General features: G+C 62.9%; 12 protein-coding genes. 2 read left to right on the top strand and 10 right to left on the bottom strand.

The genetic code is table 11. The features are described 5' to 3' along the window. Positions 1 to 19 precede the first annotated feature (19 nt). Together AB7008_RS35930 and AB7008_RS35935 are read right to left on the bottom strand one after the other, a co-directional pair. A complete protein-coding gene (locus tag AB7008_RS35930; protein WP_441260320.1) occupies positions 20 to 1,798 on the bottom strand; it encodes a caspase family protein in 1,779 nt (592 codons plus the stop codon). 57 nt (positions 1,799 to 1,855) lie between these two features. Further along, entirely contained in the window at positions 1,856 to 3,580 is a 1,725-nt protein-coding gene (locus tag AB7008_RS35935; protein WP_441260321.1) for a hypothetical protein, read from the bottom strand. A 158-nt stretch (positions 3,581 to 3,738) separates the two neighbouring features. Between AB7008_RS35935 and AB7008_RS35940 the strand changes: the two genes are divergently transcribed. Together AB7008_RS35940 and AB7008_RS35945 are read left to right on the top strand one after the other, a co-directional pair. Further along, the gene (locus AB7008_RS35940; protein WP_028156828.1) at positions 3,739 to 4,020 is read left to right on the top strand and encodes a hypothetical protein; all 282 of its coding nucleotides are present in this window, start codon (positions 3,739 to 3,741) and stop codon (positions 4,018 to 4,020) included. Between the two features lie 98 nt (positions 4,021 to 4,118). Next, positions 4,119 to 5,102: a DUF4424 domain-containing protein gene (locus AB7008_RS35945; protein ID WP_441261267.1), complete on the top strand. Its 984-nt coding sequence runs from the start codon at positions 4,119 to 4,121 to the stop codon at positions 5,100 to 5,102. A gap of 9 nt (positions 5,103 to 5,111) precedes the next feature. Here the strand turns inward: AB7008_RS35945 and AB7008_RS35950 are convergent, their stop codons facing one another. The 8 genes from AB7008_RS35950 to AB7008_RS35985 are packed head-to-tail and all read right to left on the bottom strand — an operon-like array spanning position 5,112 to position 16,824. Beyond that, positions 5,112 to 6,920, bottom strand: coding sequence for a serine/threonine-protein kinase (locus AB7008_RS35950; protein ID WP_441260322.1), 1,809 nt, complete (start codon positions 6,918 to 6,920; stop codon positions 5,112 to 5,114). Then, on the bottom strand, positions 6,917 to 7,693 hold the full coding sequence (locus tag AB7008_RS35955) for a PP2C family protein-serine/threonine phosphatase (RefSeq protein WP_441260323.1): 777 nt from the start codon (positions 7,691 to 7,693) through the stop codon (positions 6,917 to 6,919). The genes AB7008_RS35950 and AB7008_RS35955 overlap by 4 nt, the downstream gene beginning before the upstream one ends. A 6-nt stretch (positions 7,694 to 7,699) precedes the next feature. Then, entirely contained in the window at positions 7,700 to 8,401 is a 702-nt protein-coding gene (gene tagF, locus AB7008_RS35960) for a type VI secretion system-associated protein TagF (protein ID WP_441260324.1), read from the bottom strand. Next, positions 8,398 to 11,937, bottom strand: coding sequence for a type VI secretion system membrane subunit TssM (tssM, locus tag AB7008_RS35965; protein ID WP_441260325.1), 3,540 nt, complete (start codon positions 11,935 to 11,937; stop codon positions 8,398 to 8,400). Before tssM ends, tagF begins: the two co-directional genes overlap by 4 nt. A gap of 43 nt (positions 11,938 to 11,980) precedes the next feature. Then, positions 11,981 to 13,507 carry a type VI secretion system protein TssL, long form gene (gene tssL / locus AB7008_RS35970; RefSeq protein WP_441260326.1) on the bottom strand — a complete coding sequence of 509 codons (1,527 nt, stop codon included), beginning with the start codon at positions 13,505 to 13,507 and terminating at the stop codon, positions 11,981 to 11,983. Then, positions 13,504 to 14,841: a type VI secretion system baseplate subunit TssK gene (gene tssK / locus AB7008_RS35975; protein WP_014493496.1), complete on the bottom strand. Its 1,338-nt coding sequence runs from the start codon at positions 14,839 to 14,841 to the stop codon at positions 13,504 to 13,506. The genes tssL and tssK overlap by 4 nt, the downstream gene beginning before the upstream one ends. A 48-nt stretch (positions 14,842 to 14,889) precedes the next feature. Continuing rightward, positions 14,890 to 16,248: a type VI secretion system-associated FHA domain protein TagH gene (tagH, locus tag AB7008_RS35980; protein ID WP_441260327.1), complete on the bottom strand. Its 1,359-nt coding sequence runs from the start codon at positions 16,246 to 16,248 to the stop codon at positions 14,890 to 14,892. A 12-nt stretch (positions 16,249 to 16,260) separates the two neighbouring features. Next, complete coding sequence (locus tag AB7008_RS35985; protein ID WP_441260328.1) at positions 16,261 to 16,824, bottom strand: DUF6931 family protein; 564 nt, start codon at positions 16,822 to 16,824, stop codon at positions 16,261 to 16,263. Position 16,825 lies beyond the last annotated feature (1 nt).

Here is a 16,825-nt window from a genome sequence, read left to right on the forward strand (position 1 = left end):
GGCCTGCTCCCCCTAAGAGTCAGGGAGCACTGAAGAAGCCGATCGAGGCGATTCGCGCGTCTGCGGGCAAGTAACGCTCGAGACTCTTGATCACTTGCCCCGAAGCGCGACGCCGGTTGAACTGCATTAGGGCTGTCTCAAGATCGACCATGCGTTGCTGCGAAGTCACCGCAACGATCTGTTCCGCACCGAACGGCTCGCCGACCCTGAGCGGTAGGCGCAAACTCGCCGATCGGGCCAGCGCCGCATCAGAACCCACCGGATACAACAATTGGATGGTGCCATCGCCAGACACATTGAACAGCAGCACCGCTCTTGACGCCACATCAGACAGATCAACTTCGACGGTCTGGCCAGCACGTTGTTGGCGATCGTCTGGCCAGATGCGCATGATCTGCGGCGACCGGGTCGCAATGCGTTTCAGTTCACGAATTGCCGCTGTCCGGTCGACTACTGTCGGCAGGTTTGCAACGTCGATCCCGTAGGCGACCACGTCGCCCCACGCGATCACATCGTGCGACACGGGATCCCAGATCAGGTCGGGATTGTCCGTCGGTTGAACCGCCTGCACGGGAATATCCTTTGGCTTCACGCTTGCAAAATAGCTCGTCTTGCCGTCGAGCGCCGCCAGCCGGATAGGTGCAGCGAGGCGGAGAGGCCCCGGCGCGTCGCCGGCCGGAAGTTCCTTGGTCGCTGCCGCGGCAAGGGTCGGAACGGTTGGTGCCTTGGCCGTGACAGCCGGCGGCGCGGGCGCCTGTCCCTCGATGGCCCCGGATCCGGCCGACCCAGAGGCCGCTCTCGCGGCCGGCCCCTGAATCAGAACGACACCGCGCGTCAATTCGAAGGCGACGTCGGTATCCGGCGTCTGAGGCGGCGATGATATGGTCACGATGTTCTGGCGCTGGTCCGAGAGCTGATAGACCACCTGTCGAACATTGCTGAAGAGTTCCTTGAGCGTCACCTTCCCATCGTGATTGATATCCGCGCTCCCCTCCACCGCGCGCGCGACCGCATAGCTGAGAGCCCCGCGCAGGCCATCGATGCCAGGGATGCGGACTTCCGGCGCCTTGGTGTAGCGGTCCACCGCAGCCAGGAACGCCGTGTGGTCAAGATCGAGTTCTGACTTCGGATCGTTGCTGTCCGACACCGGCTTCAGTTCGTCGACCAGCAACGTGTAGCGCGGGACCTGCCGGAAGCTCATCTCAGCGGCACGCGGATCGATATCGCGCACCATACCGCCGCCGTGGCAGGTATCAGCCACGAAGATCACCCTCGCCCCGCGCAGCTCGAACTGCCGGATGAAATGGTTGAACTCACTGCCTAGAACACGTTCAACCGACCCGGTTGGCGTAGTTTCAAAGCCTGGCAGCAGGAACACGTTTTCCATTCCGTCGGGCTCAGAGCCCTTGACGCGCTCCGGTTCCTGGGTGCCGTGACCGGCGATCGACAGAAAGATGAGGTCGTTGTTCTTGGTTCGCTCCACCAGCGCACTGATCTCGCGCAGGACGCTTGCCCTGTCGGCCTGGGCGTTCGTCAGTACGACGACGTCGCCAACCCCCATGCTTTTCAAGCTGGTCACGATGTCAGTGGCGTCAGCGACCGCGCCCTTCAATTTCCGCACGTGCTGGTAATCATCGACCCCGATCACGAGCGCGCGCACCGCCGCCCCGTCCGGATTGCTGATCGACAGTCCTCCTGCCGCATGCGCGTGCGGGGTTATCAGCCCGATCAACGCAGCGAGCCCGATGGTGGCGCATAGCCGCGTGATCCTGCAATCAAATCCTCTGGGCATCCGCATCGTGATCCACCTCGACATCATGCCTACCCATTTTGTAGCTCTGGCGACACACCGGGTTCAGCGCCTTTTGCTTGCCGTTTTGCGGCCCGCCGGCGATTGTTCGGTCTCCTGATAGGCGCTCGCTGAGACTGCCGTCTGATCGTCCGCGAAGGCTCGAAAGCGGACCGGAACGTAGCCGCGCGAAAGCAGGCTCGCCAACGGGTAGACGTTGCGGCAGACGCGGCCATTGCAGCCGCCGGTCGAGGATTCCATCACCTCGGCCTTGCGATCAGGCGTGAACCGCAGGAACAACATCACGTGCGAACCCGGCTTGTTCAGCGCATCGCCGGGCCTCAGGTCCCAGGGATTTGTCACGGGGGCTGCGATCGCGGGAATAGCGGCAGTCGTGTAGTGGACGGAGAGCCCCCACGCGGCGCTGACGAATGCCGAACAATCGACGCCAGCCACATCCGGCCGTGGCGCATTGCGAGTGCACACATTGCCAGCCAGCGTTCCGTTCTCGATCCGCTGCCGGAAGTTCGCGAGCGAACCATGGCAGCCCCAGCAATAGGGTACGCCGCGGACCTCCTGGTTCACCTTTCCCTGCAGATACCACGGCCGACGAACACGGCTGAAGCCGCTGCATTGGCTGTCGGGATCGTTGCCGTAGTTCGCCTGCGTCAGCTTCCACTGGATGCCCTCGAACGCAAACGCTGTCTCGATGGCCTGCTGGCGATTGGACGGTCTCACGGCGGCCGACGCGTCGAACTTGACGTCGGATTGCGATGCCGGCGCGGCTGCCGTTCGCGATGGCCGCACGTCGATAATCGAAGCGTTGGTCAGAGGCCTGAAGCCCACGCCGACCACTTCAATACCTTCCGGTTTGGTCCGCAGGAAATAGACATCGCCATCGCCCGAAACCGTTACAAACCGCCGGGTCAGCGGCGTGTTTTCCAAGGGAAGCTCATAGATTCCCTCGAGACGCCCGTTCGCGGCATAGCGTGCCACGAACGTGGAGGCGTTCTTTCCCGATGGCGGAACGTCCTCGGCCAGGACGTAGAAGCGGTCACTGTTGTCGATCTCGAGAAACTCCACCGTGCCGAGCTGGTTGCGCACCCGCAGGCCGAGCTGGCCGATCGTCTCGTTGGTGACCATGGTCTGGATTTCGACCCGTACGCTGGCATTACCCTTGTCCGGAATGATGTCGGCGATCACCGAGCCCTTGCTTCGAGAAGCCACATATTGCCGGTCGGGCTGCCGCGTCGTCTTGACGATCGCCGCGCGGGTATTCTGGTCGAGCAGGTCGGCCGCGCTGCCCGGCGCCTGTGATCCCATCTGGGCAAAAGCGGAGACGGCGACCTGATCGTCCGCGCCGCGGCTCGATACCTCTTCAAGCTGGATCACATCACCGCCGAGACCGCGCGTGGATTGCCCCGGCGCCGCCTTCAGCGTCCGTACGCCGCCGTCCCAAACCATGATGTCGTCGTTGTGGACGACGAGATCGGTCGGCTGCACGTCCTTCGGCATCTTCAGGACGTCAGGATCTGAGCTTGGCTGTTTCGGATCAAACTGGAGGATGCGACCGTTGATCTGATCGAGCACAAACAGGTTGCCCTGCCCGTCGGCGCTGAGTGCTTGCGGTCCCGCGAGTTCCACGTCCTCGCTGGCCGGGACGATGCCGACCATGGAAGCAGCCGAACCGCCGGCAAAGCTGCGCACAACGGTATCGTCGGCGTACGCCTTGGTTCCAAGAATGCCAGCGCCAACGATGAAGACCAAGATCCAATGATTTGGACGAAGCATGTTCGCCTCAATGTACCCCGAACCGATCGCCGCGTCGGATCGACTAATCCGAGATGCCGTTGATGCGGCGCGTCAATTAGTGGTGAGCAATCTCAATCACGTTCAATCTATCACTGGACGGTGATAGTCCGAAATGTCTTCAGCTTGCGGTGCAAAACATGGCCCGGAATAGATTTGAGCAGGTGAGCGAAGTCCAGCCCGACGCGATCACGCTTGTCCTGAAACGCGACAATGACGGCATCTCCGGATCGATCGTGCTGCCGGCCGCCGCGAGCGGGGGACGGCTGACCACCGACCAGGTCAGCGCGCAGTTGCCGGCTCAGGATGCTTTTCGCGGCGCGATCCGACTGGCAAACGACGTAAAGCTCGCACTCGTAGTGTGCGATCCAGACGGGGTCTGGAAGTCCGAGTGGGGCGATCTTTATCAGCCGATCGATTGACCCGCATCGGATGGAACCAGCACATGCTGCGACGCCACATCGAGACGAGCTTGCCGAGCGGACCCTCCCCCCGACCATCGTTCTGGATAGGGGCCTTGATGGTCGCGCTGCTGGGTGCGACGGGCTGGCCGGCACGCGCCAACGACTCGGCCGCGGAATTGTCGATCGGCGGGCTCCAGTTCGTGCGCACCAATGACGTGGCCATGGAGAGCGAGAGCCTTCGTATCGCGCTCGACAGGGTTAGCGTTCGCTACCAATTTGCCAACGTCACCGCCAAGCCGGTCACGCTTACTGTTGCCTTTCCGCTGCCCGACATCGACCTGTCGGAGGCTGAGAACATCGCACTGCCGTCAAGTGATCCGATCAACTTCGTCGACTTCGAGACCAAGGTCGATGGCAGCCCGGCGCCGCTGACCGTCGATCAGCGCGCCATGGTCGGCAACAAGGATGTCAGTGCCCTGCTCCGCGAACTCAAGTTGCCGCTGCTGCCGATTGGTAGCCGCGAGATCCGGGTGACCGACCTGCCCGAGGCGACCCGGGCCCGGCTCGTGGATGACGGACTTCTGATACCTGCCGGAATGAGCGATAACGGTCGGCAGCAATATGCGCCGGGCTGGGTTGTCAAGACCTCGGCTGTGCGCCAGCAGGTGTTTCCGCCCACGCGCACCGTCTTGGTCGAACACCAGTACCGGCCGAGCGTCGGCTCCAGTCCCGACACCATCCTGCGCTCGAGCCTGCGCCGCAGCGGCGCACTCGCTCAGGAAGTCGCCCGTTACCGGAAAGAATACTGCGTCCAGGATACATTCCTCGCCGAACTCGACAAGCGCGCGGGCAGTAACCAGACCAACAGCGCGAAGCTGCAGGAGCGGCGCATATCGTATGTGCTCAAGACCGGCGCGAATTGGGCCGGGCCGATCCGTTCATTCAAACTGACTATCGACCCAGGCGGCAGCGACCGTTTGGTGAGCTTCTGTCCTGGGCGGCTAAAGGCGTCGTCTGCTGCCGGAAACATGCTTGAATATACGGCAAGCGACCTCAAGCCCGATGCCAACCTGAAAATCCTGGTGATCGGAACATTCTGAGCGTGCCGGTCAATTGGTGAGCAGCACATAGCGCGCGGCCGCGATGACGGTCACCTTGTTGCGCTGAGCCTCGCTTAGCGCCTGCAGAAAGAACGTGTCGGCAGCCATCGGTCGCGGCTGGCGCAATGAGTCCAGAACCTGCGGAACCGCCACGACCAACAGCAGTTGCGGACCGCTCGCGCGCGCTGTCGGGAGCGTAAACGAAAGTGAGTCGATGCCCGGCTTCAGAAGGTAAGAGAGGCTCTGGACTTCGCCGCGATCCGACACCATGAGCAGCTCCACCACGCGGTTGGCAAAGTTCTCAATGGTCCCATTGAGGGTTTCACCGCCCTTCAACTCTGTCGCTGACAGGGTGATGCGTGGCATTCGGGCCTGATCGCTCCCGACCTGACTCAAGAACTTGACGGCTGGGCATTGCGCCTGGGTCACTTGCCTGACGCCGACCGAAGCTTCGAAACCCTGCTCACGCCGAAACGCTTTATCGAAGGTGTCGAATGGGGCGGTCGAGGAACCGAACCCTTCGATGACAGCCGCATTTGGGCTCACAGCAATCGGCAAGACAAAGAAGCAGTCACCGCCAGAATATCGGGCCACGTATTTGCGGATGCGCTCAGCTCGCCCCGGCCCATCGAGTGCCGGAGACGGCGTTGCCGTCGGCTGCGCGGACAATTTCTCTGTCTCTTGGCGTCCGGACTGTGGTCCAGCGGGCTCGACCTTCGGCGGCACCATTGTTCCAGCGAGTTTCGGAGGTGGCGGCAAGACCGCGGTGCCGGGCGCTGACCAGACCAGCTTGTAGAAGGCATATCCGCCACCGCCGACCAGCAGCAACAACGCCGCCACGCCCGCCCCGAGCCAGAGGCCGCGCGCGTTCCGCGCGGTCGACGGCATCCTGTCCTGCGACGCCGGCGCCGTGCTTTCCGGCCGCCGTAGCGGATCGAAGCCATATAACGGCGCGGCCGGTGTCTGGGCCGAACCGGTTGGCGTCCAGCTGGCGACCTCCCCCATGGTCGGGCGCAATGCCGGATCAGGCTGCAGCATCCGCTCCAGCAAAGGCCGGATTCGCATATCGACCGCACCGAGATCGGGCACACGCCGGCGCTTCTCCACCAGTTGAAACTGGCTGCCGCCCATGTCGAGTTTCTGTCCGGTCAGCGCATGGAACAGCACAAGACCGAAGCTGTAGACATCGGATTTCGCAGTCACGTCATTGCCGTACAACCCAACCTGCTCCGGCGATGCGTAATTGTCCTTGCCGGCGAAGCCCGAGCCGATGATGGTCTTGTCACCCATCTGGGTCGACCGCGCGATGCCGAAGTCGATGATCTTCGCCCGCCTGACGTCGTCGAGCGGAACGATGATGTTGTCCGGAGAAACGTCACGATGGATGATGCCGTGCTCATGAGCGGCCTCCAGTCCCGATGCGACGCGCTGCATCAGCCTGATCAGCGCCTCGAAGGTCAACGGCCCATCATCGAGCATGTTCGAGAGCGAGCGGCCATTCACGAATTCCATCGCGAGATAAGGTCGCTGCAGCACCGGCTCCACGGTAAACAGGAAGTAGCGAACGATCGCGTCATGCGGAAGATTGTGGAGTGCCGCGGCCTCTCGACGGAACAGCGCGAGCGCCGCCTCGTTATCAACCATGTCGGGCAGCAGCATTTTCACCGCAACAGGCGATCCAGTCTGGATCTCACGGCATTTGTAGACCTCCCCCATGCCGCCCGCGCCGATCACCGCTTCGATCTCGTAAATGCCGTTGAGACGCGTGCCGGGCGGCACGCCGTGATAGGACGATCGGAACGGATCGTTCGGGGTCATGGTTGCGGCTCCCGATTGAGTGGAGATCTTGTCGCCTCCTGAGATCGTGGCGTCAGCAGTCGCACGATCACAATCGTCACGTTGTCAAGTCCGCCACGATCAAGAGCCAGCGCGAGCATGTCATCGCAAGCCGCCTGGGCGCGTCGCGTAGCTGCGTGCTGCAGGATCTCGTCGTCCTGCACGTGCCTGGTCAGGCCATCGCTGCAGATCACGAAGATATCCTCCGGCTCGGCCGGGCCTGTCACCACCTCAAATTCCGGATCATCGGCGACACCGACGGCACGAGTAATGGCATTGCTCGGCCAATCATTCACGTCTTCGCGCGACAGCGCACCTTCGGCGATCAGTTCCGCCAGTTCGCTGTGATCATGCGACACCTGGCTAATTGCGCCACGACTGATCAGGTAGACCCGGCTGTCACCCGCCCATATGCAGGCATAGTAGCTATCGCGAACGAGCAGAACCGCCGCCGTGGTCCCGACGGTGGCCCCCTGTCGTTCATGACTTAGCGCAAGTATCTGCTGGTTTGCGCTGAACAGCCGCTCCTCGCATTCCGCTAGCAGGTCTGCGGCTGATTCTGGCGTGCCGATCGCGTCAAGCGACTGCACTACAATGCGACTGGCGAGATCGCCGGCCTCGTGACCACCCATACCGTCGGCGACCGCCCAAAGGCCGACGTCGGTTCGTACCAAACATGAATCCTCGTTCCGCTCCCGCACCCGTCCGGCATGGGTGACGCTACCAACATCGAACAAGGATGGAATATGCACCATCGCGTGTCATCCATTCTCGGATGCCGCGAGGCCGAGATCACCGGTCAGCAGCGTGATGTAGTGAAACGGATCTGGTAATCCGCGGCAACTCAGCGCCATTGGCGGAAAGCCTTCCCCTCCGGCAGTCCACCAGAAGCTAGCCGCGGCGTAGACCTGTGGGTTGGCGGCGCAAAGTGCTGCAAACGACCCCGCGAAGGCGTCGACCGCCGAAGCCGTTCCCATTGTCGCAGTACCAAGCGACGTGATCGGCGGACCGCCGGCGATGGTCTCCTGCAGTCGTGGCACCGCAAGCCGATCCAATGCATCGGAGATCTGCTCGAAGGTTGCGGCCCGATCCAGGGTCGAAAGCATGAACGCTTCCACTTGCCCGAACCATTCGTCCTGCGGATCAATGCTCGGCGGCGGCAGCGAGACGGCCTCGCCGGTCACCGCATGCAGGGTCAAGGGATAGTATCGCCCCACCCCGTCGAGCGAGGGCATGATCGCACCCGCAACCGTCGTGCCGCAGATCGCGGCGCCGAGCCAAAACCGCCAGACCGGGGCGGTCAGAAAGGCCTGCTGCCATCCTGGGCCAAGCTGGTGGCGACTTGCTGACAGGGCGGCCTGTACCCACGGCTCCCAGGCTTCCAGGAAGCTGCGCGGGGTCGCGATCGCGATGAAATCGCGCTTGGCGCCGATCTTGCCGAATAGCCCGCAACGCATGGTCATATCCCGGTCGGGCAACGAAACTCGCGCAGCACTGACAGGTTCAGCGGGTTGCGCAACGACCCAGTCGAAATTTGATAGTTGAGCTCGCGCCCCGCGACGATGAAAGTCGCGCTGGCCGTTTCCGCTTTCACAACCAACGAGCCCGCCTCCAGCATCCGAAATAACGACCAGGGACCAATGCGCTCAAGCACGGATGGCGCGCCGGTGTCGTTACTAACTGAAATTGCCGTTCGCGGCGCTGGGCCCGGCCATAGGACGGTCGTTGGCGAGTTGCTCTGTGGCGGTGGCGGTGGCGGCGGCGGTTGCGGACCGCCGAACAAGGACGACGTGGCCGGTCCGGGAATGGTTGGGCTCGCAATCGTGGTGCCGCCGATCTCGGTCTTAACGGTCACGCCTGGCCCCGGTGCCCCAGGAGGCCGGATCGCGAAAGAAACGGCGGGCACACCGCCGCCCGTCTGGAAGAACGCATCCCGGATATAAGCCGCATTCTGGAATTGTTTGAGCGTGTCGGGCGAGAACGACCGACCAACGGGGCTCTCCTTGCGCCAAGCCCAGTCCGACCGCGACGTGTCGGCATAAGGTGCCAGGTACTGGGTGAAGAACTTGTCCATAACGCCATTCGGACTGAACAATTTGGCGAAATCCGCCAGCGGGACTTCCTGGCCGCTGCTGCGGACAAACGGGTAGCGGTTGGTCACGGTCTGTTGGCAGACCGGCGTGACCTGATCGCGCAACGTCTGCAGGATTTGCCCGGCGGTTGAAGCCGCGATGCTGCCTTCGAACTCCGCGGCTGCTGCGCGCAGCATGTCGGAGAATGGCGGTGGCATGCGCGAGGCATTGTTGCGGAGCGCTGCGACCTGGGTCTGAAGCGCGGCCGTGGCCTGTGCTGTCAGTTGGGGACTCTCGATGATCAACGTCAGGTTCTGCGCGATGTCGTTCAGGTTCGCGACGGTCGAGTCGATCGGCCGGCGGGTGCTCTCGCCTTCGAGCGCGGCGTGGTAAGGTTTGAACTGTGCCTCGATCGTCGCGCCAGGCGGTCCATCCTGGGCATTCGTGAAGAGTGCCGGCGCCGGTGCGGCAGCCGGCGCCGAAGCGTTCGCCGGCTTCGCCCGTTCCTTGGTCAGCATCGTCTCATCGCGCACCGATTCCAGAATTTGCCGCATCGGCGAGGTCGGCGCCGAAAGCGCCCGCAGCACCTCGTATTTCGGCTTGTCGGCGAGCAACTTCTTCAGGCGCAGGCTCCCGAGCGCCGTTCGCCAGGTCGTCACGAAATCGTTGGAATAGATGTTGAGCAGATCTCCGGCCAGATTGTCGTACTGCTGGTCGATGGCCGACTGCTGGCCTGCATCCCCCAAAACCCATCGCTCCCGCTTCATCCGCTCAGACAATCCGGACAGCCGGGCGACGAACTTCTGATGGAAGCCGTTATACGTGAAGAACTCAGGTACCCGCACGGCGTCCAAAGGCTGCCCCGTCGTGGTTTCGAACACGACACCCATGTCGGGTCCGCCATGGCGGCTAGCGATCCAGTCGCCAGCGGTCGATGCGCGAGCCTCCGATTTCAGAAACTCGTAGGCACGTTGCGACACGCTCAGGCGCGCCAAGGAGCTCTGGGCTTGCTTGATCAGCCGGCCGTCGAGTTCGACCAGCGGCTGCTGCTCGGTCTCGAGGTCGAACATTGCTACGAGATTCTCGTCGAGCAGACGCCGCCCTTCCGCGTTGGTGGCGCCAGGGTAGAGGTTGTCGGCCCAGTCACGTTGCATCCAGGAGCGGATCAGCTCGCGGTCCGGCGACTGCAGGCCGCCGACCATCAGATAGACCTTGAGCGCCTCGTAGACGAAGGCAGGTTCGTTGATGCGCGCATTGAGCTGCTCCTCGAGGCGATACAGCAGGCGCGGCCGGAACATGCGCTCAAGCGCCGTATGATAGGCCGCCTTCGAGGGCGACAGCAGCCGGGCGTGCTGACTGAGCCCGTAGCGGGCCGACAGAGGCACCGGCTCGCCGCGCGATCCGTAGCCTGCCGGCGCGTTGCGCAGCCGGTAGAGCAGCGGCAGCACCTTGTCGAGATCATGATCGGCAATCAGCGTCTGCTTGATAAGTGGTGCGCCGGCCGCCGCATACTCGCTATCCGCCTGCAGGCTTTGCTCGATCAAATCGGAGTTCCGCTTATAGCTCATCAGCCAAGCCGCGATCAGTCCGATCGAGACCAGGCCGATCAACGACAGGGCCGCGGTTTTCAGGATCAGCGCGCGGCGCACCGCGGCACGGTCGGTCGAGACCCAGTCGGCCTCGCCGATGATGACCTTGGAAATCAGATCGGCGAGGAAGAAGCTCTTGCCCGCGCCCGAATAGGATCCGGAACCGACCTCCTCAGCGCCGAACGTACGTGCCAGCGACCCGATCAATTGGTCGATCGGCGTGCCCTGCTGCGTACCCGAGGTGAAGTAGAAACCGCGCAGGTTCGCGTTCACGTGATAGCGCGTCGGCTCGAAGATCTGGTTGAGGAAGTCGTGGATCTGGGGCTTGAGCCGGGCCATCTGTGCCGGAAAACCGAATAATTGCACGCGGTGCTGGGGCGTCGGCTCATCCTGCAGACGGTCGAGCGTCTCCTCGCTCAGGCGCTCCAGCAGACGGTCGAACTCGACTGGGATCTGCCCCACCAGATTCTGGGTCTTGTCTGCGGTCTGGAACGTGGCACCCCAGACCTGGCGGCGGCCGGCCTCCCCGAGATAGGCGAAATACTCGGTGAAGCCGGCAACGAGATCGGCTTTGGTAAATAGCGCGTAGACCGGGAAGCTGACCTTGAGCCTCTGATGCAACTCGAGCAGGCGCATCCTGATGGCATCGGCGTGAAGTGCGAGTTCCTGCTTCGGCAGCGTCAGGATGTCTTCGATACTGATGGCGACAAGGACACCGTTGATCGGCTGGCGCGACCGGCTTTTCTTCAGGATGTCCAGGAACGCCAGCCAGCTGTCCTTGTCGGCCTTGCTGTTGGAGTCCTGGGTCGTGTAGCGGCCGGCGGTATCGATCAGCACCGCCTCCTCGGTAAACCACCAATCGCAGTAGCGTGTACCGCCGACCCCCGCGATCGCTGCGGGCGTCGCCCCGCGCGCGAGCGGAAATTTGAGCCCGGAATTGACCAGCGCCGTGGTCTTGCCGGCGCCGGGCGGACCGATGATGACGTACCACGGCAGATCGTAGAGATAGCCCGACTTGTTGCCGCTGGCGGTCTTCAGCGTCGCGAGCGCATCCTTCATGCGCTCCTTGAGCACCGGTTCATCGCTGACGGGCTGGTCCGCACCAGCGATGCCATCGGCGATCTCCTTGGCACTCTTGCGACGCTTGAACAGATTGAGGCCAACGATGCCTGCCACGACCGTGGTGAGCAGCAGAATAGCGATCTGCCGGACGATATGGTTCTCCAGCGGCCGCCAGTCGCCGAACGCGATGAAGGGACCGGCGAGATAGATCACCGCTCCGAGCGAGCTGAGCCCTACTCCGTAGAGAACGATGCGAAGAATGTCCTTGGCAAGCATCTAACCGTACCTGTCGCAAACCACCTGACCCGGCGGTATCTGCCTATTCGCTGCGTTCGATAAAGATCTCGACGCGCCGGTTCTTGGCGCGTCCCTCGGGTGTCGTGTTGCTGGCGATTGGCGCATCTGCTCCTTTGCCCTCGACGTCGACGCGCGAACCGTCGGCCAAGCCAGGCTTCAATGCCGCGGCAACCGCCTTGGCACGCTCGACCGACAGCTCGAAATTTGACGGGAAGCGGACTGTGCGGATCGGCGAACTGTCGGTATGGCCGACGACCCGGATCCGCCCCGGCTCCTTGTCGAGGGTTGCTGCGACGCGGAGTGCGATCGGCTTGAAACCGTCGAGGATGGTCGCCTGGCCCGACGCGAACAACGCCAGGTCGCAGACCCTGATCACGATGAAGCTCGGGGTCTGGTCCGCCGTCATGGCACAGGCGGTGTTCTCCTTCGCGAGCGCATTGCGGATGCGTTGCAACTGGGTGATGCGATCCGGTGGCGGCGGAGGTGGAGGCGGCGGCGGAGGTGCAACGATCTGGCGCTTGAGCTCGATCGGGCCGGCTGGATGGAGCGCGAGCGCCACCTCGGCAGCATTCTCTGCCCGACCAGCGAGGAGCGTCCGGAGGACGAAATAGGACCCGGTCAGCAGCGCGGCGACGACGGCCGCGACGAGCCAGACCGGAACGCGCAGACGCTGCCGCCGCCCCGCCAGCGCCTGCCCGCGCCAGTTGGGCGACAGGTCGCTCATCGTCTTCGGCCGGACCCGGCGCAGCAATTCATAAAGGTTACGCTGGATCAGCTGCAGGTTCGCAAGTCCGCCGCCTGACGTCCGGTGAATGCCCTGAAAACCAAGCGCAAGGCAGGCGTGCTGAAGTTCGAGGACCGGATAGTTGACCAGCGGGTCAACCTTCAAATGGTCGAGGATCTCGAAGAAACGGACGCCGCCGACACGCTCGCCGAAGAACCGGCTCAGCATCGAATATTGCGTCCAGACGTGGCGCTCCTCGGTCGGGATGTGCTGCACGATATCGTCGGCAGTGGCACACAGGATGTATTTCGCTGTGTTGGCCTGGTGCTCGGATATGCCCGCGGAACGGATGTCCTTCTCGAAGAACTTGATCGCGTCTGCAACCTGCTCCATCAAACTCGCGAATGACGCGCGCATGAGCGCCACCCGCAACCGACCGAGCAGCTGCAGCAACGGGCCCGCAGCGCGCATCACTGGATTGGCATTTGGCGCGACGAGATCGTCGACGCGCAACGGCGGTCCTGGCGGTAGCATAGGCTGCTGCGCCTGGGCCTGTGCGGGTGTCGATATCCATTCCTCAGCGGGATGGCTGGCCGGCGCGGAGGCGTAGTTCGAGCCCTGCGGGACAGGAGAGAATGATGACGGTGGCGCCGGCGCGCCGGGAGAGGGTACCGGTGATGGCGAATAGCCTGGGCGTGCCGCGGGCCCCTCGCCCGGCGGAGGCTGAGAGGTCGGCGCCGGCGGCAACTTCCCGCCGGGGTTGGGACGGATGATCGTCCGTTCGCCCCGACCGAAAGGATTGACCGGCTTGTCCCTGTCGCTCATGGCCTGTCTTCCAGGATGGCCCAAAGATACAGCTCAAGCTCCGGCCAGTCGCCGGAGAAATGCATTCCGATCGAGGCCGCCGTGCTGAACTCGGGCCACAGCGGCGACTTGCGGTCGAGATAGAAATAGACGTGATCCGTGATGGCCCGGATATGCGGCGGCGGCGTCGGCAAATGCGCCAAGGTCAGGCCCGGCAAGTTTGCGTGCACGATCTCGTTCATCTTGGTGTTCGGCCCGACCTTGAACAGGTGCGGGAAATCGTTCTGGATCTCCACGAGCGGCCGCCGCGCGGCAACCTCCAGCACCAGGGTCGCGTTTCGGAATAGCGCGCGATCGCGGATGGGCGATACGAACGCATTCTGTGCGCGCTCGATGATCTCAAGGCGGATCGCCCGTCGGCCCAATCGCGCGCTCAAGAAGTCCTGGATGTCGCTCACCAAGGGTGTGAAGACGTTCTCGAGATCGTCGTGATCGTAAGCCGGATAGTTGCGCGCCCGTCGTTCCGCCGTAGAAAATGTCGCAAGTTCACCCGCGAATCTCAGCAATTCCTCGTACAGGCGCTCGGGGTGCACGCTGCCGGAGCGCTGGAAATGAGTCAGGACGGGAATGGTACGGTTCAGCACTTGCAGGACCAGATAGTCGACGCTCTGCAACCCACCGCCGGATGACGGATCGACCGCGTAACGCGCCAGCTCGTCGAGTTTAGTCTCAACCCAGCCGATGATGCGGTTGAGCCAGCCATCGATGATCGGATGCGCGGCGCAGATCAGCATCGGCGGCACGAATTTATCGTCGAACAAGATGTTCTTGTCGCGCACCTCGAGAATGCGCGCGATGCCGAGCCCCATGTATCCGGGCTTGCTGCTCTTGCGCAGTTCGAACGACAAGCGCGGATAAGCGATGTCGATCTCTTCCTCGATGCGTAGCGCAGAGGTCGAGTCAATGAAGGTTTCCGAACTACGAACATAACGACTGGCGCTGTCGGTGCGATCCTCGTCGACCTCGCGGGTGTTTGGCGCCGCGACCGGCATCATCAGCCAGACGACCTGGCCTGCGGCCGTCTCCGGCACATCGATCGCTTCGGGAATTTGGCTGTCCGCAGGGATATCGAACGGCGTACCGTCCGGCATGACACCGGACGCATTGCGCACCGCGAACTTGCTCTGTTCGGTAAGATCCTTGTCGATCTCCAGCTGGGCAAAGCCCCACGGGTATGGGGTCGTGTAGCGAACGCGCTTTTCCAGCAAGTGTTCGATGTAGCGGTCGTTCTGCTGCAGATGATGCGGCCGCAGAAACAGACCTTCCGACCAGAAAACTTTGCTGTACCAAGACATTCCTACATCCACTTAGAAATTGTCGGCAGCCGCGTGGTCGCCGATAGTTTACTTTGAACCGGGCTTGTCACCGCGGTCGTAATAGTTCGAGAAATGCAACATAAAGGTTTCGATCGGCGCGCTGTTGTCGCGGCCGAGATGCGCCTTCCAGCGCGTCAAGAACTCGTCCCAGAGTTTTCCCTTGTTCGTGCCGAGCCAGGAGCTCGCGCCACGCTGAAGCTCGAGTTCGCGGGCCATCAGCGTCGGATCTATGCCCGCAATCAGCTCATGGACAGCGTGCTGCATCGCCATGTAGGTCTTCAACTGATGTGACTTGAGATCACTGAAGCCCTGTGCAAAGGCGCGTTGTGCGTCGAGGTAGCTGCGCGTCGGCGGCCCAAAGAGGATGCGCATCGCTTCTTCCGAGCTCGGCGAGAACTTCAGCGGATTGTTTTCGAGGGCCTGGACGGTGGTTTGGCTGGTGCTACGGGTCAGCTGCTTGGCTTGGGTCCGCGCCTGCAGCAGCGCCATCAGATTATCCACGGTCATACGCAAGATGACGCCAAGCTGTTCGGCGAGTTCGGCATCGGACTTGCTGGCAAAGAAATTGTCCGGCAACCCCGCAGCGCGCGCCACCAGTCGCGCGAACTCGGTACCGCCGACTGGCTTGGCCGTGACAGGTCCCTCGTCTGCCGCTTGCGCCGGGCGCGATGGCGATGCTGGCGGCTGGGCAGCGGCTGGTTCATCATCGATCCATACCGACGGCCGGCGCGGGGTCGGCATGACGGGCGGGCGCTCGACTTGCGGTTTCGGCGCGTTGACTGGACCGGCTGCCCAGTTCATGTCGTCGTCCTGCTCGGACGGTTGGTACGGAGACGCCGGCTGTGACCGTCGGAACGGGTCTACACCCGGTGCCGGGACGCTCGCCGCCCAATCCAGGAACCCCGGATTGACGGGCCGCGCAGCCTCGCGTGGCTTCTTCAACAGTTGCGGATCGATCGGCGGCGGGATGTCACGATCGGCTGACCAAAGCTCTCCGTAGTCGGCATGCTGCTGGACCGAGGGTTCGCGCAGTTGCGCCTCGTGGTTTGGGCTACGCCCGCCAGCCTCGTTCTCCAGCGAAACTCCGATGATGTAGTGGCCGATCGTGAGCCGGTCACCGTCGCGCAAGCGGTGCGGCCCCCGCATGCGCTGGTCGGCACCATTGAGGAAGGTGCCGTTGGTCGAAACGTCGTGCAGCCAATAGCCACCGTCGCGAAAGTGCACCTCGCAATGCTTTCCGGAAATCGTCCGCGCCGGATCCGGCAGCGTCCAGTCGAGGTGACGGTCCCGGCCAATATCGACTGAACGCCTGCCGGTGACCGTAAACGACACAGGTCCGCCATCCGGAAGGTTCGGTTCGTTCTCGATATTAAAGCGAAGCACCATCACATCGTCTCGTTAGCGCGGAGGGCGCGGTTCGCCGCGTGCCAATTGAATACCATCCTCTAGGCATGACGTCATTATCCGGTCCCGGGAGTCGCGGGAAAGCCGGCAGAGGCCGATCAGCAGTGCTGCACGCACCGCCCGCGCCGCCTGATCTGGCTTAGCTTCCACGGGCGCAAATTCCGGGGGAACCACGCTTCCGCCGGACCAGCCGGCCGCCAGCGCCAGCCATGTCGCCGGATGCTCAGGATCATTGGCATTGCCGACAGCCAACGCCTTGTTCCGGGACTGCTCGTCCGGTTGCCGGACCCAGGTCTCCACAACATTGAGCGACCTGGTATCGCTGGCGTCGAAATGGTCGAACATCAGTCGCAGAGAGCGACATCCCCAGGCAACTGCTACGCGCCTGGGAAGCAGATAGGCACAGTAAGACACGGCCGGGTGCCAATTCCGCGCATCGGCGGCCTCCTGAAGGAAGTCCAGCGAAGGCTTGTCAGCGTCGGCTTTGCCGACATCATAACGCGCCAAGGGATAGGCCTGAAACAGATCCTGAACCGTACCGAACCGAACTTGTCCCATG

The organism is Bradyrhizobium sp. 521_C7_N1_3, assembly GCF_052075975.1.
GTDB classification, from domain to species: Bacteria; Pseudomonadota; Alphaproteobacteria; order Rhizobiales; family Xanthobacteraceae; genus Bradyrhizobium; species Bradyrhizobium japonicum.